15 protein-coding genes are annotated in these 19,997 nt (G+C 62.3%); 13 read left to right on the top strand and 2 right to left on the bottom strand.

Going from position 1 to position 19,997, the window contains the following annotated elements; genetic code table 11:
• Positions 1–15: 15 nt before the first annotated feature.
• The 11 genes from QOL57_RS01825 (at position 16) to QOL57_RS01775 (ending at position 16,285) form a co-directional block, all read left to right on the top strand.
• Complete coding sequence (locus QOL57_RS01825) at positions 16–1,851, top strand: monovalent cation:proton antiporter-2 (CPA2) family protein (protein WP_089240548.1); 1,836 nt, start codon at positions 16–18, stop codon at positions 1,849–1,851.
• 175 nt (positions 1,852–2,026) lie between these two features.
• Entirely contained in the window at positions 2,027–2,905 is an 879-nt protein-coding gene (folD, locus tag QOL57_RS01820) for a bifunctional methylenetetrahydrofolate dehydrogenase/methenyltetrahydrofolate cyclohydrolase FolD (protein WP_089240550.1), read from the top strand.
• A gap of 416 nt (positions 2,906–3,321) precedes the next feature.
• Positions 3,322–4,779: an IMP dehydrogenase gene (gene guaB, locus QOL57_RS01815; protein WP_089241276.1), complete on the top strand. Its 1,458-nt coding sequence runs from the start codon at positions 3,322–3,324 to the stop codon at positions 4,777–4,779.
• A gap of 161 nt (positions 4,780–4,940) precedes the next feature.
• Positions 4,941–5,366, top strand: coding sequence for a hypothetical protein (locus QOL57_RS01810; protein ID WP_283401528.1), 426 nt, complete (start codon positions 4,941–4,943; stop codon positions 5,364–5,366).
• Positions 5,363–6,928, top strand: a complete 1,566-nt coding sequence (guaA, locus tag QOL57_RS01805) for a glutamine-hydrolyzing GMP synthase (protein WP_089240554.1) — start codon at positions 5,363–5,365, stop codon at positions 6,926–6,928. The genes QOL57_RS01810 and guaA overlap by 4 nt, the downstream gene beginning before the upstream one ends.
• Positions 6,929–7,168: 240 nt before the next feature.
• The gene (locus tag QOL57_RS01800) at positions 7,169–7,357 is read left to right on the top strand and encodes a helix-turn-helix domain-containing protein (protein WP_280521852.1); all 189 of its coding nucleotides are present in this window, start codon (positions 7,169–7,171) and stop codon (positions 7,355–7,357) included.
• Positions 7,358–7,386: 29 nt separating this feature from the next.
• Positions 7,387–9,516: a DNA methyltransferase gene (locus QOL57_RS01795; protein ID WP_089240556.1), complete on the top strand. Its 2,130-nt coding sequence runs from the start codon at positions 7,387–7,389 to the stop codon at positions 9,514–9,516.
• A 3-nt stretch (positions 9,517–9,519) separates the two neighbouring features.
• Positions 9,520–12,120 carry a DEAD/DEAH box helicase family protein gene (locus QOL57_RS01790; RefSeq protein WP_089240557.1) on the top strand — a complete coding sequence of 867 codons (2,601 nt, stop codon included), beginning with the start codon at positions 9,520–9,522 and terminating at the stop codon, positions 12,118–12,120.
• 159 nt (positions 12,121–12,279) lie between these two features.
• The gene (locus tag QOL57_RS01785) at positions 12,280–14,913 is read left to right on the top strand and encodes a TrlF family AAA-like ATPase (protein ID WP_176429888.1); all 2,634 of its coding nucleotides are present in this window, start codon (positions 12,280–12,282) and stop codon (positions 14,911–14,913) included.
• A complete protein-coding gene (locus tag QOL57_RS01780) occupies positions 14,895–16,070 on the top strand; it encodes an RNA-binding domain-containing protein (RefSeq protein ID WP_089240560.1) in 1,176 nt (391 codons plus the stop codon). Before QOL57_RS01785 ends, QOL57_RS01780 begins: the two co-directional genes overlap by 19 nt.
• Before the next feature lie 62 nt (positions 16,071–16,132).
• The gene (locus tag QOL57_RS01775) at positions 16,133–16,285 is read left to right on the top strand and encodes a hypothetical protein (protein ID WP_176429877.1); all 153 of its coding nucleotides are present in this window, start codon (positions 16,133–16,135) and stop codon (positions 16,283–16,285) included.
• Positions 16,286–16,386: 101 nt separating this feature from the next.
• On the opposite strand, the gene QOL57_RS01770 is transcribed toward QOL57_RS01775, so the two are convergent.
• Positions 16,387–16,743: a hypothetical protein gene (locus QOL57_RS01770; RefSeq protein ID WP_089240562.1), complete on the bottom strand. Its 357-nt coding sequence runs from the start codon at positions 16,741–16,743 to the stop codon at positions 16,387–16,389.
• A gap of 544 nt (positions 16,744–17,287) precedes the next feature.
• A complete protein-coding gene (locus QOL57_RS01765; protein WP_089240564.1) occupies positions 17,288–18,211 on the bottom strand; it encodes a LysR family transcriptional regulator in 924 nt (307 codons plus the stop codon).
• Positions 18,212–18,307: 96 nt separating this feature from the next.
• Between QOL57_RS01765 and QOL57_RS01760 the strand changes: the two genes are divergently transcribed.
• Complete coding sequence (locus QOL57_RS01760) at positions 18,308–19,147, top strand: type 1 glutamine amidotransferase domain-containing protein (RefSeq protein WP_089240566.1); 840 nt, start codon at positions 18,308–18,310, stop codon at positions 19,145–19,147.
• Between the two features lie 98 nt (positions 19,148–19,245).
• The gene (locus QOL57_RS01755; RefSeq protein ID WP_089240568.1) at positions 19,246–19,983 is read left to right on the top strand and encodes a hypothetical protein; all 738 of its coding nucleotides are present in this window, start codon (positions 19,246–19,248) and stop codon (positions 19,981–19,983) included.
• Positions 19,984–19,997: the final 14 nt, after the last annotated feature.

Here is a 19,997-nt window from a genome sequence, read left to right as displayed (position 1 = left end):
CGGGGAACCCACCGCATGGCGGTAGAAGCAGCGACCAGCGAACTGGTCAAGGTCGTCGCCCTGTTGGGCGCAGCGGTGGTGATGGTGCCGCTGTTCCGTCGGCTCGGCCTGGGCTCGGTGCTGGGCTACTTCGCCGCCGGCCTGGCGATCGGTCCGTTCGGGCTGGGCTGGTTCTCCGACCCGCAGGCGATCCTGCATACCGCCGAACTCGGCGTGGTCATGTTCCTGTTCGTCATCGGCCTGGAAATGCGGCCCTCGCACCTGTGGAGCCTGCGCAAGGAAATCTTCGGCCTGGGCACGCTGCAGATCGTCACCTGCGCGCTGGTGCTGACCAGCATCGCCAAACTGTTCGGGCTGCCGTGGCAGATCGCCTTCATCGGCGCCACCGGGTTCGTGCTGACCTCCACTGCGGTAGTGATGCAACTGCTGGCCGAGCGCGGCGACATCGCGCTGCCGTCGGGGCAGAAGATCGTCTCGATCCTGTTGTTCGAAGACCTGCTGATCGTGCCGTTGTTGGCGCTTGTCGCGTGGATGGCGCCGGCCGCCGGCAGCGCCGATGGCGAGGGCTCGCGCTGGATGTCGGTGGCGATCGGCGTGGGCGCCATCGTCGGCCTGGTGCTGGTCGGCCGCTTCCTGCTCAATCCGCTGTTCCGGGTGCTGGCCGAATCGAAGGCGCGCGAAGTGATGACCGCCGCCGCACTGCTGGTGGTGCTGGGTGCGGCGCTGCTGATGCAGCTGTCCGGCCTATCTATGGCGATGGGCGCGTTCCTGGCCGGCGTGCTGTTGAGCGAATCGACCTTCCGTCACCAGATCGAAGCGGACATCGAGCCGTTCCGCGGCATCCTGCTGGGCCTGTTCTTCCTCAGCGTGGGCATGGCGCTGGACCTGGGCGTGGTGGCCGGCAACTGGCCGATGATCCTCGGCCTGGTGGTGGCGCTGATGGCGGCCAAGGCGCTGTGCATCTACGTGGTGGCGCGCTTGATGGGCAGCGACCATGCGCAGGCGCTGGACCGTGGCGTGCTGATGGCGCAGGGCGGCGAATTCGCTTTCGTGCTGTTCTCGGCCGCTGCGAGCGCCGGCGTGATCAGCCTGGACATCAATGCCAACTTCACCGCCGTGGTGGTGCTGTCGATGGCGCTGACGCCGCTGGTGGTGCTGGTCTACAAGCGCGTGGCGCCGAAGCCGACGGTGAACCTGGATGGCGTGGACGAGGCCGATGGCCTGTCCGGCAGCGTGCTGCTGATCGGCTTCGGCCGCTTCGGGCAGGTGGCCAGCCAGTCGCTGCTGGCCCGCGACGTGGACGTGACCATCATCGACAACGATGTGGAGATGATCCAGAGCGCGGCGCGCTTCGGCTTCAAGATCTACTACGGCGACGGCACCCGCCTGGATGTGCTGCATGCTTCCGGTGCAGCTACCGCACGCGCGATTGCCGTGTGCGTGGACAAGGCCGAGGCCGCCGACCGCATCGTCGAACTGGTGGCGCATGAGTTCCCGCAGGCCAAGCTGATGGTGCGCTCGTTCGATCGCGAACATTCGCTGCGGTTGATACACGCCGGTGTCGATTTCCAGATCCGTGAGACCTTCGAATCGGCGGTGTTGTTCGGGCAGTCTGCACTGGTCGAGCTGGGCGCGGACGAAGACGATGCGATCGAGATCGCGACCGAGATCCGCCGCCGCGACGCCGAGCGCTTCGAGCTGGAGATTGCCGGTGCCGGTCTGACTGCCGGTGCGCGGATGATGTACGGCAACACGCCGCCCGGCGTGCCGACGCCGACGCCGTTCACCGCGCCCAAGCGCGCGAGCAAGACGCTGAATCCGCAGGACGTTCCGGAAGAAGAAGAGGAATGACCGTCACGCGCCGCGCTTCGCGCTCGCCGGGCATGGCCCGGCGCTACCGGGGTGCCGTGCGATTCGTGGGTAGCGCCGGGCCATGCCCGGCGAGCGCAGCGGGCGATCGCAGCGGTGGGCGAGGGGGGCGTGAATCGGGGACAATAGCGTCCCCGCCGCCCCACGCCTGCCCCCGATGACCGACTCTGCCTCCCAGCTTCCTGCCCGCATCCTCGATGGCCGCCGTATCGCCGAGGACCTGCTCGACAGCCTGAAGGTGCGCGTCGACGCCCGTGTTGCCGCCGGCGGCAGCCGCCCGGGCCTGGCCGTGGTGCTGGTGGGTGGTGACCCGGCCTCGACCGTGTACGTGCGCAACAAGCGCCGCGCCGCCGAGAAGGTCGGCATCGAAGCCTATGACTACGATCTGCCGGCCGGCACCACCGAGGCTGAGCTGCTCGACCTGATTGACCAGCTCAACGCCGACCCGAAGATCAACGGCATCCTGATCCAGCTGCCGCTGCCGGGCATTCCCGATGCACGCCGGCTGATCCAGCGCATCGACCCGCGCAAGGACGTGGACGGCTTCCATCCGGAAAACGTCGGCCACCTGGCCCTGCGCGAGTTCGGCCTGCGCCCGTGCACCCCGCGCGGCATCACCACGCTGCTGGGCCATACCGACCAGCCCGTGCGTGGCCGCAACGCCACCATCGTCGGCGTCAGCAACCACGTCGGCCGGCCGATGGGCCTGGAGCTGCTGATTGCCGGCTGCACCGTCACCAGCTGCCACAAGTTCACCCCCAAGGACGTGCTGGAACAGGCCGTGCGCAACGCCGACATCCTGGTGGTGGCGGTGGGCCGCCCGGGCATCGTGCCGGGCGAGTGGGTGAAGCCGGGCGCGGTGGTGATCGACGTGGGCATCAACCGGCTGGACGACGGCCGGTTGGTGGGCGATGTTGGATTCAAGGCGGCTGCGGAGCGGGCGAGCTGGATCACCCCTGTGCCGGGCGGCGTGGGCCCGATGACCGTGGCCACGTTGATGCAGAACACGCTGGAAGCGGCGGAAGCCGGGGTCTGACCGGGCCTGCTGTTGATGGGGGCGTGCTGATCGCGATGGGCCGCTCCTGGTAGATGCCAACCTTGGTTGGCACTCATCTGACGGGGCCGTTGCCCCAGCTGGGGTCCGGATGCCGGACGGTTTGTGCCAACCAAGGTTGGCACCTACCAAAGGCAGTTACCGGGTGTTCTTGGTGCCCCGCATGACCCGCTCTTGGTAGATGCCAACCTTGGTTGGCACACATCTGACGGGGCCGTTGCCCCAGCTGGGGTCCGGATGCCGGACGGTTCGTGCCAACCAAGGTTGGCAGCTACCAAGGGCGGTGCGCCCGCGCGACACTGTGTCGCAGCATTGCCTATTCCCGGCTACCAAAATTACTGTTCTTGGCCGCCAAAATAGGGTAAAATGTCGCGCTTCCCCACATCTCGGGTATGCCGATGCTGCGCATCCAGGCTGAAGCTCTCACCTACGACGACGTCTCGCTCGTCCCCGCTCATTCGACCATCCTGCCCAAGGACGTCAACCTCGAAACGCGGTTGACGCGCGACCTGAAGCTCAAGCTTCCGATCCTGTCCGCAGCCATGGACACCGTCACCGAAGCACGCCTGGCCATCGCCATGGCACAGCTGGGCGGCATGGGCATCATCCACAAGAACCTGAGCGTGGAGCAACAGGCCGCCGAAGTGGCCAAGGTCAAGAAGTTCGAGGCCGGCGTCATCCGCGACCCGATCACCGTCGGCCCGGAAACCACCATCCGCGACGTGCTGGCCCTGACCCAGGCGCGCAACATCTCCGGCGTGCCGGTGGTGGACGGCGGCGGCCAGCTGGTCGGCATCGTGACCCATCGCGACATGCGCTTCGAGACCGAGCTGGACGATCCGGTCCGCCACATCATGACCAAGAAGGATCGCCTGATCACGGTCAAGGAAGGCGCCGCGTCTGATGAAGTGCTGCAGCTGCTGCACCGCAACCGCATCGAAAAGGTGCTGGTGGTCAATGACGAGTTCGCCCTGCGTGGCCTGATCACCGTCAAGGACATCCAGAAGAACACCGACTTCCCGAACGCTGCCAAGGACATCGCCACCCGCCTGCTGGTCGGCGCCGCCGTCGGCGTGGGCGGCGACACCGATCGCCGCGTGGAAGCGCTGGTCGCTGCCGGCGTGGACGTGATCGTGGTGGATACCGCGCACGGCCACTCGCAGGGCGTGCTGGACCGCGTCAGCTGGGTCAAGAAGAACTTCCCGAACGTGCAGGTCATCGGCGGCAACATCTGCACCGGTGAAGCCGCGCTGGCGCTGCTGGACAGCGGCGCGGACGCGGTGAAGGTGGGCATCGGCCCGGGCTCGATCTGCACCACCCGCGTGGTGGCCGGCGTGGGCGTGCCGCAGATCACCGCGATCGACCTGGTGGCCGAAGCGCTGCAGGACCGCATCCCGCTGATCGCCGATGGTGGCATCCGCTACTCCGGCGACATCGGCAAGGCGCTGGCCGCCGGTGCCTCGACCATCATGGTCGGTGGCCTGCTGGCCGGTACCGAGGAATCGCCGGGCGAAACCGAGCTGTTCCAGGGCCGTTCGTACAAGAGCTACCGGGGCATGGGCTCGCTGGCCGCGATGGAGAAGGGGTCCAAGGACCGCTACTTCCAGGACGCCGCCACCGCCGACAAGCTGGTGCCGGAAGGCATCGAAGGCCGCGTGCCATACCGTGGCCCGGTGGGCGGCATCATCCACCAGCTGATGGGCGGCCTGCGCGCCACCATGGGCTACGTGGGCTGCGCCACCGTCGAGGACATGCGCAGCAAGCCCAAGTTCGTGAAGATCAGCGGCGCCGGCCAGCGTGAGAGCCACGTCCACGACGTGACGATCACCAAAGAGCCGCCGAACTACCGCTCCTGATGCGATTCCGCACCGTCCTTGCGGTCACGAGCAGCCTGCTGATGGCAGGCTGTTCGTTGTCCGAACCGCCGCCGCGCTCCGGGTCTCCGGGCGCGGCGGTTTCGCAATTGCAGGACGTGCAGGCGTGTTCAACGGCATTTTCGCTGCCCGCCGGATGGCGCGTGCAACCGCTGGGCGAGGAGCGTTGGATGCTGCACGGCACCGGCGCGCGCCCGCTGCAGGTAACACTGCAGTGCCGGACGCTTTCGCTCGACGGGCCTGCCGACCCGGTGCTGGAACCCGTGCTGGGCCCGCTGGATACGGCGGCCATGAATGCCAAGCGCATCTACTGGGGCACGCCCACCGAGCCGCTCCATCAGGCGGTGGCAATCGAACGGCGCTGGATGGAAGGCTCGGAAGTGCAGGAAGCGGTCGAGCTGCCACGCATGGTCGATGATCCTGCCGGTGCACCGCACGCGCTGCTGATGCTGCGCTGGGACGAGGCTGATGCCTCACATATTCAACAACGCGAGGCACTCATCGCCTCGTTGACGCAGAGCCTTGAAGCTTCGGGCGCAGCGAAAGACACCACTGGAACGGCACCATGACCAACATCCATAACGACAAGATCCTCATCCTCGATTTCGGCGCGCAGTACACGCAGCTGATTGCCCGCCGCATCCGCGAGCTGGGCGTCTACTGCGAAATCTGGGCGTGGGACCACAACCCGGCCGAGATCGCGGCGTTCGGCGCCAAGGGCATCATCCTGTCCGGTGGCCCGGAATCGACCACGCTGCCGGGCGCCCCGGCCGCGCCGCAGGAAGTGTTCGACAGCGGCCTGCCGATCTTCGGCATCTGCTACGGCATGCAGACCCTGGCCGCACAGCTGGGCGGTGCCACCGAAGCGGCTGACCAGCGCGAATTCGGCCACGCCGAAGTGAACGTGATCAACCCGGATGCCCTGTTCAAGGGCCTGAGTGACCACGGCGGCGAGCCGAAGTTGAATGTCTGGATGAGCCACGGCGACCACGTCTCCGTTGCGCCGCCGGGCTTCACCATCACCGCCACCACCGACCGCATTCCGGTGGCCGCCATGGCCAACGAAGAAAAGCGCTGGTACGGCGTGCAGTTCCACCCGGAAGTGACCCACACCCTGCAGGGCCAGGCGCTGCTGCGCCGCTTCGTGGTGGACGTGTGCGGTTGCCAGACCCTGTGGACCGCCGCCAACATCATCGACGACCAGATCGCCCGCGTGCGCGAACAGGTGGGCGATGACGAAGTGATCCTGGGCCTGTCCGGCGGCGTCGATTCGTCCGTGGTGGCCGCGCTGCTGCACAAGGCCATCGGCGAGAAGCTGACCTGCGTGTTCGTGGATACCGGCCTGCTGCGCTGGCAGGAAGGCGACCAGGTGATGGCGATGTTCGCCGAGCACATGGGCGTGAAGGTGGTGCGCGTGAATGCCGCCGACCGTTACTTCAACGCGCTGGAAGGCGTGAGCGACCCGGAAGCCAAGCGCAAGATCATCGGCAACCTGTTCGTTGAGATCTTCGACGAAGAGTCGAACAAGCTGAAGAACGCCAAGTGGCTGGCGCAGGGCACCATCTACCCGGATGTGATCGAGTCGGCCGGCAGCAAGACCGGCAAGGCGCATGTGATCAAGAGCCACCACAACGTGGGCGGCCTGCCGGAGCACATGAAGCTGGGCCTGGTGGAGCCGCTGCGCGAGCTGTTCAAGGACGAAGTGCGCCGCCTGGGTGTGGAGCTGGGCCTGCCGCGCAGCATGGTCTACCGCCATCCGTTCCCGGGCCCGGGCCTGGGCGTGCGTATCCTGGGCGAAGTGAAGCGCGAATACGCCGAGCTGCTGGCCAAGGCCGATGCCATCTTCATTGATGAGCTGCGCAAGGCGGATCTGTACGACAAGACCAGCCAGGCGTTTGCCGTGTTCCTGCCGGTGAAGTCGGTGGGCGTGGTGGGTGACGCGCGAGCTTATGAGTGGGTGATTGCGCTGCGGGCCGTGGAGACGATCGATTTCATGACGGCGCATTGGGCGCATCTGCCGTATGAGTTCCTGGGTACGGTGAGCAACCGGATCATCAATGAGTTGCGGGGGGTGTCGCGGGTTGTTTATGACATCTCGGGGAAGCCGCCGGCTACTATTGAGTGGGAGTGATTCGGCCTCTGGTGTTTGCTGGCAGTTAGTCGCACGAAGGTCTACCTAAGCCCGCGCAACTGCGGGCTTTTTTATGATTTAGCTGAGCGCATTGCCGGCCAACATCTGGCATCGCTAAATACCGTTTCTTCATGGCATGATGGATAAAACTGAGCTCTTCTACGTCATGAGAAGTTGCCGATAGCCTAGAAGACGCAGGACAAGACATGAGCGCCCCACAGAAAGACAGCAGCTTGGCGGATAAGCCAGCAACGGGAGGCTGGTTGCGCCGTTGGTCGCAAGCCGAAGCTGGATGAGCAACAGGTGAGAGAGATCAAGGCCCTGCTGCATGACCCCGATATACAGGTGGCGGACGTGGCCCGCCGTTATGGCGTGTGCCGAACCACGATCTACAAGCATTGCGGTGTCGTACAACCACGTCATCAATAGCGAAGAAACAATAGAGAGAAAACATTTCCGTGTCCAGACTGACTGATTTGATTGCCAAGGCCAAAGCCAAGGATTCGACCCTGGGGGCTGAGTTGGATCGAGAGTTCAAGATGCTCTCTTCGCGCCTTCCCTTTGGCTTGAACTTCGAGCGGCATAGCCCGGAGGCGGTGGAACTACCGCTGCGCCCGCTGCGCAAGGGCGACAAGGTGCGTGTGCTGCCGGAGCGTGGCGAAACCCGAAAGGGCGATCAGCGGCTGTGGCGGGTGAAGGCCATCCACAAGGCGAAGAAGACGGCCGACCTGGAGTTGCTGGGTGCGGCAGAGATCGAAACGCAGACCGTGGCGCTGGATGATCTGGTGGTGGTGGCCGAGTTCCGCGACACCATCTATCCCGGCTTGGTCAGTACCGGCAAGGTGCAGCGTGGTGGTGACAAGCCCTGCCACACTGTCATCAATGGCGAGAATTACCACGTTCTCAAAGCGTTGACCTACACGCATCGGGGCACGGTGGATGCCATCTACATCGACCCGCCGTACAACACCGGGGCGAAGGATTGGAAGTACAACAACGACTATGTAGAAGGTGATGACCAATATCGCCACAGCAAATGGCTGGCGATGATGGAGCGCCGCTTGCAAGTGGCGAAGGAGTTGTTGAATCCGGCGGATTCGGTGTTGATCGTTACGATTGATGAAAAGGAATATCTGCGGCTGGGGCTGCTGTTGGAGCAGTTGTTCCCAGAGGCCCAAATCGAAATGGTCACGACAGTGATCAGTGCCAAAGGTGTGGCTCGTTTTGGTCAGTTCTCTCGTGTTGAAGAGTTCATCTTTTTTGCAAGAATCGGTAAGTCTACAGTCCAGCTCGGCGAGCAAAATATGCTGGACGAGTCGCGTTCGGCGACAGCACAGATCGGAAAAGACATTGACTGGCTTGGGCTGCGCCGTCGGGAGCCCACGGCAAAGCGCGGAGCGCGACCAAATCAGTTCTACCCGATCTTCGTGGACACGAAGACCGGCTACATCGAGTCCATCGGTGAACCGATCACTGATGATATCGACCGCCTGAAAGTCAAAGTCCCAAAGGGAACCTTCGCGGTCTGGCCGCTAAGGCCAAATGGCGGCGAAGGGCTTTGGGGAATTACGCCTGAAACCGCGAAGTGCTACCTCAAAGATGGCTACATCCGCGCCCGTAACTACAAGCCAGAGCTTGAACAGGTTTCTATCCACTACCTTCCCAGCGGAACGGTGAGCGCAATTCAAGATGGGCGGATCGACGTTGTTGGTCGCGATCCTGACGGCGCAGTTCAAGCAGTTTACCGCGAACGCAAAGGCGTGATCCCCAAACGGGTATGGAACATGACGTCGCACAATGCTGAGAACGGCGGGTCACTGATCCTGTCCAAATTGCTTCTTGGCCGCCGATTCCCGTTTCCTAAATCACTGTATGCCGTAGAAGACTCACTTCGCTTCTTCATAGGCGACAAGCCCGAAGCCGTCATCCTCGATTTTTTCAGCGGCTCCGGCACCACTGCCCACGCAGTAATGCGACTGAACCGTCAGGATGGCGGTCATCGTCAATGCATCAGCGTCACCAACAATGAAGTTGCTGCCGATGAACAGAAGATGTTACGCGAAGCGGGTTTACGCCCCGGTGATGCCGAGTGGGAAAAGAACGGCATCTGCGACTACATCACCAAGCCCCGCGTTGCCAGCGCCATCACAGGCAAGACACCCAACGGCGAGCCCATCAAGGGCGACTACAAATTCCCCGACGAATTCCCGATGGCCGATGGCTTTGAGGAAAATGCAGAGTTCTTCACGCTGACCTATGAGACGCCGGTATCGGTCAATTACAACCTTGCGTTTAACCGGATTGCGCCGTTGCTGTGGTTGCGAGCCGGGGCGCGGGGCGGCCGCATAGACAGGCTGCCTAGTGATGGCTGGGCGGTGGCAGACGCCTATGGCTTGCTTCACCAGGTGGACGCGGCCACACCCTTTATCAAGGCGCTGCCCAAGGCCGATGGAATCCGCATCGCCTATATCGTCACCGATGACGACCGGCGCTTTCAGGCCATTGCCAAGCGCTTGCCTGATGGCGTTGAGCCGGTGCGTTTGTACGAATCGTATCTGACTAATTTCAGCTTCGCTAACGGAGAGTAAGGGATGAAGTTCACGCTAAAAGACTACCAGCGCGACGCCGTCCGCGACTCCCTGAACAATCTGGGCAAGGCCCGCCGCCTTTGGCAGGGCGAGGCCGACAGGACGGCGTTTTCACTGACGGCGGTTACCGGCGCGGGTAAGACCGTGATGGCCGCTGCCACGTTCGAGGCGCTGTTTCACGGTGACGATGAATTCAGCTTCGACGCCGACCCTGGCGCGGTGGTGATCTGGTTCAGCGACGATCCTTCGCTGAACGAGCAGACCCGCTTTCGCTTTATCGAGGCCAGTGACCGCATCAGTTACACCGATCTGGTGGTGGTGGAAAACACCTTCAACCGGCCGAAGTTCCAGGCGGGGAAAATCTACTTTCTGAACACCCAGAAGCTCAGCAAGAACAGCTTGCTGGTTCGCGGCTACGACCCTGAAGAGATGGCCGCCAAGCGGGACGGCACCTTCCCGGACATGCGACCAGACCTGCGGGCCTATACGATCTGGGACACCATCCAGAATACCATTGAAGACCCGGATTTGACGCTCTATCTGGTGCTGGATGAGGCGCACCGTGGCATGGGCGCGCAAACAGCCGCCAGTCAGAACGCCAAGAGCACCATCGTCCAGCGGCTGATGAATGGCGTGGGCAGCGTGCCGGGCATTCCGGCGGTTTGGGGCATTTCGGCCACAGTGGAACGATTTAACAAGGCGATTGAGTCGGCAGGCAAGCACATCAAGCTGCCGAATGTGGAAGTGGATGCCTCCAAGGTGCAGGAATCCGGCCTGATCAAGGACACCATCCTGCTGGATATTCCAGATGAAGCTGGCGACTTTGATACCGTGCTGGTGCGGCGAGCGACCGATAAATTGAAGGAGTCCAGCCTTGCCTGGAGCGCTTACTCTAGGCTGCAACAGGAAGCCCATGTTGTTGTGCCGTTGATGGTCCTACAGGTACCCAACACGCCTGAACCCGATGAAATCGGACGGGCGCTGGATACGATTTTCAAACACTATCCAGAGCTGCCCTCTGCCTGCGTGGCGCATGTTTTTGGGGATCACACTACCCAGCGCTTCGGCAACCGCGATGTGCCCTACATCGAGCCGCAGCGGGTTCAGGAATCGACTTGGGTGCGGGTGCTGATTGCCAAGGATGCCATCAGTACCGGCTGGGATTGCCCGCGTGCCGAGGTCATGGTGTCGTTCCGTGCGGCCAACGACAAAACTCACATCACGCAGTTGTTGGGTCGTCTGGTGCGCTCGCCGCTGGCCCGCCGTGTTCCCGGTAACGACCGCCTGAATGCGGTGGACTGCTTACTGCCGAAATTCAATCGCAAGGCCGTGGAAGAAGTGGTTGATGCGTTGATGACCGGCAGCGAGGCCGCCACACCCGGACGGGTGTTGATCGACTACATCGAGGTGCGGCCGAACCCGGCGGCCGCGCCTGCGGTGTGGGAGGCATTCGAGGCGCTGCCGTCGCAAACCCGGCCGCAACGGGGTGCCAGGCCGGCGGTCAGGTTGACCGCACTAGCACATGAATTGGTATCCGACGATATTCTGTCCGGCGCAGGCCAACGGGCACACGCCGAGATGCATACGGTCTTGGATGCGTTTCAGGCCGACAACGAGGCCAAGATCAAGGCCAAGCGGCAGTCGGTGCTGGTGGTGGACGGCAAGACCGTGAAGGCTGACCTGCTGGGTCAGGGCCGAAGTCTAGAGAAATTCTGGGAAGACGCCGATGTGGCAGTCATCGACGATGCCTACCGCCGTGCGGCGCGCATCTTCAGTCCGCCGATTGCCCATTCCTATGTTGACCATCTGGCCAGTCAGGAAGCCGACCGCGACGAAGACCCGGAGGGCTTTCTTGAGGCCATCATGGAGGCTCGCGTAACCGTTGCCGGTTTGGGGCTGATGATGGAGGCACAGGCTTATTTCGATGCCGAGGCCGATAAGCTGACGAAGGACTGGCTGGTCAAGTATGGGGCGCAGATCAAGGCGCTCAGTGACGATCGACGGGAATCCTACAGGCAGATCATCGAAATGAGCACGGAGCCGCAGGACGTGGGCTTGCTCAAGCCCGAGGCTCGTTATGAGGCGACCAAGGCGAACGAGAACGGCAAGGTGAGAGTGCTCCCGGTCTGGGATGGCCACTTGCTGTGCAACGAGGCCGGTAAGTATCCTGCTGAACTGAATGACTGGGAGTGGACGGTCGTCGAGACGGAATCGGCAAAGCCGGGATTCTCGTTCTGGTATCGCAACCCGCAGCAGCCAGGGCAGGCTTCGCTGGGTATCGTCTATGAGAAAGCTGGGCAGTACGGAATTGTTCGCCCGGACTTTCTGTTCTTTGCCACGCAGGGGGATGGCTTCCTTGTCGTTGATCTGGTTGATCCGCACGGGCTGCATTTGAGCGACGCGCTGGTCAAGTTGCAAGGCTTGGCGCTGTACGCAGCCAACCATGCCGATGCCTATCGCCGGATCGAGTCCATTGCGCAGGTGAAGGGCAGCGACAAACTGCGCGTGCTTGACTTGAAACGGCCGGAAGTGCGGGATGCGATTGCCGTGGGCCAGGATGCAGAGGTTTTGTTCAGCAGCGGGTTGGCAGATGATTACCAGTGACCGTCTAAGCGCAATGACGAATCCGCACATTCGAAATGGATCGATTAACGAAGTTATCTATGATCCAAATACCGCGCAACTGGCAGGCTGCGCGCGGACTCACTATGAGGATGGACCATGATGGAAAATCTGCGACCGAAGCAGCCAGAGGCTCGATCTATGGTCTTTGCAGAAGGGGCGCTGTGGGTCCGCGCTGACTTTCATCTGCATACCCGAGCGGACCGTGAATTCAAGTTCTCGGGCGATGACAACTTTTACAACAGCAACTATGTGGATGCGTTGGAGAAAGCGAACATCCGATTGGGCGTCATCACCAACCACAATAAGTTCGACTTCGAAGAATTCAAGGCACTGCGAAAGACTGCCCAGAAGAAGGGTGTTGCGCTGCTGCCAGGCGTTGAGTTGTCGGTCAATGACGGGGCCAATGGTATCCACACGCTTGTTGTCTTTTCAGATGATTGGTTGGCCGATGGTCATGACCATATCAATCCCTTCTTGGGCGTCGCATTCAAAGGAAAAGTCCCAGCTCAGTATGAGCAGGAAAATGGTCGATCATCGCTGTCTCTGGTCAATACCATCGAGGAGTTGGAAAGCTACCACAGAGACTTCTTTCTCGTCTTTGCTCATGTCGAAGCGCCGAGTGGACTTTGGGCTGAGCTGGATGGGGGGCGTCTTGCTGAGCTGGGCCGAAATGAGTTATTTCGCCGCCGCACGTTTGGTTTTCAGAAGGTGCGCACGTACAACAAGGTGCAAGAGAAAAACAAACCCTGCCGAACTAAAGCACAGCAGCATCTAGGTGAGTGGTATCCCGCCGAACTCGAAGGCTGCGACGCCAAATGCATAGAAGACATTGGCCAGGGCAAAGCCTGTTATCTCAAATTGGGCGAGCTGTCCTTCGAGGCGGTCAAGTTTGCCTTGAGCGATCCGGCAGGGCGGGTAGCCATGGAGCCGCCAAAACATCAAGCGTCGCACATCCTCAGCATTCGCTTCGACGGCGGCATCCTCGACGGGCAAGTGCTGCATTTCTCTTCCGAACTAAACACGTTGATCGGCATCCGGGGCAGTGGAAAATCATCGATCTTGGAGGCAGTACGCTACGCCCTCGACATTCCACGTGGTGAGAAGGCGCAGGACACCAAGTACAAGGATGAGTTGATCCGCCATACCCTTGGCAGCGGCGGCAAGGTGACGCTGACAGCATGCGACGTGTACGGACAGGAATTCACCATCTCCCGCATCTTCCGCGAAGCGCCGAATGTCTATTTGGGCGACAAGTTGCAACCCGGCGTGTCGATCCGGGAGACCGTACTGCGCCGTCCGATCTACTTCGGCCAGAAGGACCTTTCCAGCACCGGTGAGGGCTTCGAGACCGATCTGGTGGAAAAGCTGGTTGGCGAGAAGCTGCGTGTGCTGCGTGACGAAATAGAGGTTCAACGCAAGCGCGTGCGTGACGCAACTCAGCGCTGGCTCAAGCTCAGCAACACGGCCGAACTCAAGCGCGACTTTGAGACCCAACTAAATGATGCCAACTTCCGTCTGACCAAGTTCGCGGAGCACGGCGTTGCCGACAAGCTCCAAAAGCGACTTGGCTTCCAGCAGGACGTCACAGCGCTCGCGCGCATGATGGAGCGGGCAGACAGCTTCATCCTCGCTCTAGGAAGTCTGATTGCCGAGCATGAGGACGAGCTGCGGAACGCAACGAGCTACGTGTCCAAGCAGAATCCGGCTTTCTTCGCAGCCTACTACGTCGAGTTCTCCAACCTCGTGGCCAAGGTCGATCAGCTCAAGCAGATCGAGCAAGACGCGCGAGCCATTGCGGGACGCCTCAAGACTAAGCAGAGCGAGTTTGAAAGTGCAAGCAAGAGCCTTCAGGAGGAGTTCGCACAAGTCGAGCGTCAACTAGCTCAGGAACTCAAGCAAACCGGCATGACAGCCATTCAGCCGGACGACTTCCTGGCCCAGCAGCAGCGCAAAACCAAGGCGGAGCAAATGCTGGAGGCGCTGGCCAAGCAGGAATCACAGCAGACCAGCATCCGCGACGCGCTGTTTGCCGAGATCGACAAGCTCAATGAACTATGGCTGCGCGAGTTCAACACCATCAAGGCAGAGCTGGACCGCGTGAACGCTGGCCACACTGCCCTGCAGATCGAAGCGGACTTCAAGGGTGACAAGGAAGCCGCCATCAACTTCATGCAGCAACTCTTCAAGGGCAGCAACATCCGCGAAACCACGCTGCGCGCAGTGATGGATGACTATGCCGATTTCGGCGGCCTCCTGCGTGCCCTGCCGGGAGCCTTGGCGAAGGCTGGCAGCACCCCCGAGGTCTTCGAAAAGACCTTCATGCAGAACCTGACCGATTTCGTCACCTGGCAGGTGCCCAACCGCTTCGTCATCCGCTATCGCGGCAAAGAGTTGAAGCACCACTCTCTCGGGCAGCGCGCTTCGGCGCTGTTGCTGTACGTCCTCAGTCAACGCCAGAACGACGTGATCATCATCGACCAACCGGAAGACGATCTGGACAACCAGACCATTTACGACGATGTGATCAAGCTGCTACGGGAAATGAAGCCTCATGCCCAATTCATTTTCGCGACGCACAACGCTAACTTCCCGGTGCTGGGTGACGCGGAACAGGTGCACGCCTGCCAATACCAGGACGAGAAGGTCGCCACGCGAAGCGGCAGCATCGACGCCCGGCCGGTGCAGGACGCCATCATCAACATCATGGAAGGAGGCCAGGAAGCCTTCAACCGCCGCAAAGAGGTCTATAACCTATGGAAACCACAGAGCTGATCGACCTGCTCAGCCGGGGCGAGGACAGTAGGCAGCAGTTCAAAACGGACATCAACAATTCTGACGCCTTGGCAGCAGAGATCGTTGCCTTCAGCAACACCGCTGGTGGTCGCATCTTCATTGGGGTGAACGACGACGGTTCGGTGCGCGGTCTATCCAGCGCCGATGTTGCTCGTCTCAACATGCTCATCGCCAACGTGGCCTCGCAGATCGTGCGTCCAGCCGTGAACCCGCTCACTGAGAACGTGCCCCACCCGGCAGGCACGGTGCTGGTGCTCTCCGTCGCTGAAGGTGTTAACAAGCCCTACATGGACAAGAACGGCGCGATTTGGGTGAAGAACGGCTCGGACAAGCGCCGGGCCACCTCGCGCGAGGAATTGCAGCGCCTGTTCCAGCAGGCAGGTTTGGTGCACGCCGACGAAACTCCCGTAGCGGGCTTGAGCGCGGGCGATGTGGACATGCCCTATTTCGAAACCTTTTTCGAGCAGCAATTCGGTGAGTCGCTCGCCCAGCATAACCAGCCGCTGCCGCAGGTACTGACCAACATGAACCTGATGAACGAGGGGCAGCTCAACGTGGCGGGCGGTCTGTTGTTTGCCAAATCGCCGTATTACGCGCTGCCCGCCTTCGTCGTCAAGGCCGTCGCCTTTGTCGGCACCCAGATTGAGGACGAACGCTACATCGACAGCCGCGACATCGTCGGCAAGCTGGCCGACGTGTTCCAGCAGACGCTGGGCTTTATCGTCGCTAACACCCGCGCCGCGCAGGGCGAGCAGGGCTTCAACTCTCAAGGGCAGCCTGAGATTCCCCGCATCGTCTGGGAAGAACTGGTCGCCAACGCCCTCATTCACCGCGACTACTTCGTCAGCGCGCCTATCCGCGTACTGGTCTTCGCGGATCGTGTCGAGATCATCAGCCCTGGCCACCTGCCCAACAACTTGACTATCGAGAACATCAAGGCAGGCAACTCCAATATGCGCAACCCCATCCTGGCGTCCTTTGCCGCCAAGCTCCTGCCTTATCGCGGATTGGGTAGCGGCTTGCTGCGCTCACTGAGGGCATGGCCGCAGATCGAACTCATCGATGATCGGGCCGGCAATCTGTTCAAGGCTATCGTGGCGCGTCCCAGCTTGCTGGAGCCGGCCGGAAGTTCTTGACTGATCGGCTGAGAGTGAGGTGGATAGGCTCCTGGTCTTTAGATCGTCCATATGCTGTCAGCATGAAACTGAACGATGAGAACGAAACGTTCTTCACCACCGAGGACATGGCCGCCCAGACGGCTGCTGCCGGCTGTGAGTTCAAGCCTCGCGGCCATGCCAGAACGAAGAGCGTCCGCGACATCGGGGTAGAACCCCTTCGCGTTCCCACCTGATATCTGGAAGGTGATCTATAACCACCAACTCCATCGAGAGCGTCAATGTGCGTCTTGCTGATCTCTATCGGTGACTGGATTGATCTTGAAGGGCTCGGATCTCACTCCGGCCTAACCTCCCGACAAGCCCACTCACACAACCCCCGGCAAGCCAGAAACAGCCCATCAACAACTCCCTCATCCAGATGCCGCTCTGGCTCCGCTGCCACCCGGCAGCGGTCCGCCGAATGCAGCACCTCCAGCACCGTTAGCAGCCCCACCAATGCGCGCTCGGTTCTTGCCAGGCTCACGCGGCGACCGGGTGATACGTCGTTCTCCGGCCAGGGCAGTCCGTCGGCGCCCTCACACCCGCGCATGCGCTTGAGGATGCCCAAGAAGGTGTTCAGGTCGGGCAGCGGGGTGTCGTCGTTGATGGGCTCAACAGCGTCGTACGAGGAGAAGGTCTCGGATTCGCTCATGGCGTCGGTTTCCTGGGCTGTGCTTAACAGCGCCACCGCGTAAGCGGGGTGGCGGACGATGCGTGGCTGCAAACCGGACGTCAGTTGTCAGTACCCGGCGGGCCCGAAGACCCCCACGCACCGCCCGCCATAAAGGCCGACGGATTACCCGCCGGCACCGGTTAAGGGCGGTGCCGACGGGTAAGCGTAAACAACTAACAGTTCGGGTTTGCAGACCCGGCCACCCGTTGTCGGTGGCGCGCCATGGTGTTTACGCTGCCGCTTCGAATGCCAATAGAAATTTGCGAAGAAATCGCGCGATTCGAGAGCGAAGATCTATTGTTGCACGCGCCCTTCGTGCAGCACGCGACGCCACAAGACGCATTCGTGCAGCCGCTATGTTGATTGCGAATCAAAGTGGCGCAATCGCCTTTGCTGCAAGCGAATAGTGCGATGGCTTTCTTTACAACAGTTCCTAGTCCATAGCGAATGGCAACGCTGCTCGATCAGCCGCCCAGTCCGAAATTCGGTTCAAACCCGACATCGCTAGGGAGTATCAGAGATCTCAACCAACGCCGTCCTCGATGACCGCCGCATTCCCCACCAGCAACTCAATCATCGCCCGCGCCGCCGCCGACTGCCGCCGATGCGGCGCATAGATCACCGAGAACGGGCGCGATCTCCCGCGCAGCTGCGGCAGCACCTCCACCAGCTCCCCACGCATCAACCGCTCGCGCACGATGAACGCATAGCTCTGGCAGATGCCGATGCCCTGTTCGGCCAGCGACACCACGCCCAGCACATCGTCGGAGGTCTCGATGGACGAACGCGGCAGCCAGTCCACGTCGCGCCCGCCGTCGCGGAAGATCCACGGCGCCAGTCGCCCAGTACGCGGCATCACGAAGGGCAGGCACAGGTGCTGCTGCAGGTCGTCCAGCGTCTGCGGCGTGCCGCGGCGTTGCAGGTAGTCCGGCGCGGCCACCAGCAGCAGTGGGGCGTCTTCCAGCTTGCGCGCCACCAGCCCACTGTCCGGCAGCTGGCCCAGGCGGATGGCCAGGTCGAAGCCCTCCGCCACCAGGTCCACGTTGCGGTTGGTGATGTTCAGTTCCACCTGCACCTGCGGGTACTGCTGCGCAAAGCGCGCCAGCACGGGCGGCAGCCGGTAGTGGCCATAGGTGGTGGGCACGCTCAGGCGCACGCGGCCGGCCAGCGCACCGTCCTGAGCCAGTACGTCGCGCTCGGCGGCGTCCAGCAGGCCGAAGGCGGTGCGCACCTGTTCCCGGTAGAGCCGCCCGGCGTCGGTCAGGCCCACGCGGCGGGTGGTCCGCTGCAGCAGCTGCCGGCCCAGCCGCGCTTCCAGACGGGTGACCGCGCGGCTCAGCACCGAGGGCGTGGTGGACAGCGCCACCGCGCCGGCGGTGAACGAGCCGTGCTCGACCACCGCCAGGAACACCTCCACGTCGCCCAGGTAGTCGAACTTGCGGCTCATTTGGCTCTCCGGGGAACAGATGTTTTGCGACGGGGCCAATTTATCGCCGCTGGGGCGATGAATAAAGTGGCGGCCATTCCCCGATAGGAGCTCCCCATGAACCTGATGACCCGGCTGGCCGCAGCGCTGGCCCTGACCCTGGCCGCGACCGGCGCGCATGCCGCCAACGTGCTGGTGGTGCTGTCCGACGAAAACCACCTGGACCTGAAGGACGGCAAGGTGCTGTCCACCGGCTTCTATCTCAACGAGCTGATGCAGCCGGTCAAGCTGCTGTTGGACGCAGGCCACGAGGTGACCTTCGCCACGCCGCAGGGGCGGGCGCCGACGGTGGACGCGTCCTCGGTGACGGCGGCGTATTTCGGCAACGATGCCGCGCAGCTGAAACTGCACAAAGACCTGCTGGAGAAGCTGGCGCTGACCTCGCCGACAGCGGCGCCGGTGGTCAGCCTGTCGCATATCGAGCAGCAGGGCTATGCGCGTTTCGATGCGGTCTACATTCCCGGTGGCCACGCGCCGATGCAGGACCTGCTGAAGAGCCCGGCGCTGGGCCGGCTGCTGGCTGACTTCCACCAGCGCAACAAGACCACCGCGCTGGTCTGCCACGGGCCGATCGCGCTGCTGTCCACGCTGCCGGATGCAGATGGTTTCGTGGCGAAGCTGGAGGCCGGTGCGTTGCCGGCCACGCCGAAGTGGATCTACAGCGGCTACCAGATGACGGTGATCAGCAACCAAGAAGAAGAGCAGGCCAAGCCGCTGCTGGGCGGCGGTGAGATGAAGTTCTACCCGCAGACCGCGCTGCAGCGGGCGGGGGCGCGGTTCACCAGCAACACTACGCCGTGGACCGGGCATGTGGTGGTGGACCGTGAGCTGATTACCGGGCAGAACCCAGCGTCGGCGCTGGAGGTGGGGCAGCGGTTGGTGGAGCGGTTGAAGTAAGTCGGTTTCTTCATCGCATGCTGCGCCATGGCACCATGGTGGACCGGCTTCGTCCTTTGGGGCGAGGTCGGTTTTCCAGGGAAGCCAATCACTACGACATGCGAACGTCCATCCGCTTCATTCTCTCCGCCCTGTGCCTTGGCCTGCTGTCTGGCTGCGCCAGTGGGCCGGACTACCACCATTACAGTCGCGAGATTACCGGCGCGTTCGTGGCCGATGACGGCAAGCTGTACCTGCTGCCGGTCTATGACGAGCCGATGCGCTTCGATGCCGCGCCGTTCCGTGATTACCGCGCCCTGATGGACAGCCCGTTGCGCGAGGCCGTGGTCTGCGCGCAGCTGTACTTCCGTGAGGACTGGCGCGTGCCGGCCGACAGGACCAAGGTGCATGGCAGCTACGCGCTGCTGCTGCGGCCGGAGCAGGTGACGCCGGAACAGGCGGCGCAGTTCAAGCTGGAGCGGTTGGAGATCAGCCCACGGGTGGCCAAGGCGATCGATCGGTTGACACGCCGGCCGTACATCCTTGAAGCGCGGAGTCGCTACGAGCTGGCGGCCAACCCGGACTGCAATCTTTCCAGGCAGGGCGGCAGCTATTACAGCGCGCTGTTCGAGAGTGATGGCGAGCGGGTGAAGTTGCCGGATGCCGCTGCGCTGGCCGCGAAGGCGAAGCTGCCGCAGTCGATTACCGCGCGGGCTGAGCGGATCCGGCCGGACGATACGGACAAGCCGGGCGTTGGGACGGCGGCCGGGAAGGTGCTGGGGGCTGCGTTGGTGCCTGTGGCGGTTCCGGTGTTTGTGCTGAGCCTGCCGTTTTTGGGGCCGGATCATTGGAAGTGATGGGGCGTTGAGGG

Source organism: Stenotrophomonas sp. yr243, assembly GCF_900184195.1.
Classification (GTDB): domain Bacteria; phylum Pseudomonadota; class Gammaproteobacteria; order Xanthomonadales; family Xanthomonadaceae; genus Stenotrophomonas; species Stenotrophomonas lactitubi.
This window is presented reverse-complemented; position numbering and strand designations above follow the sequence as displayed.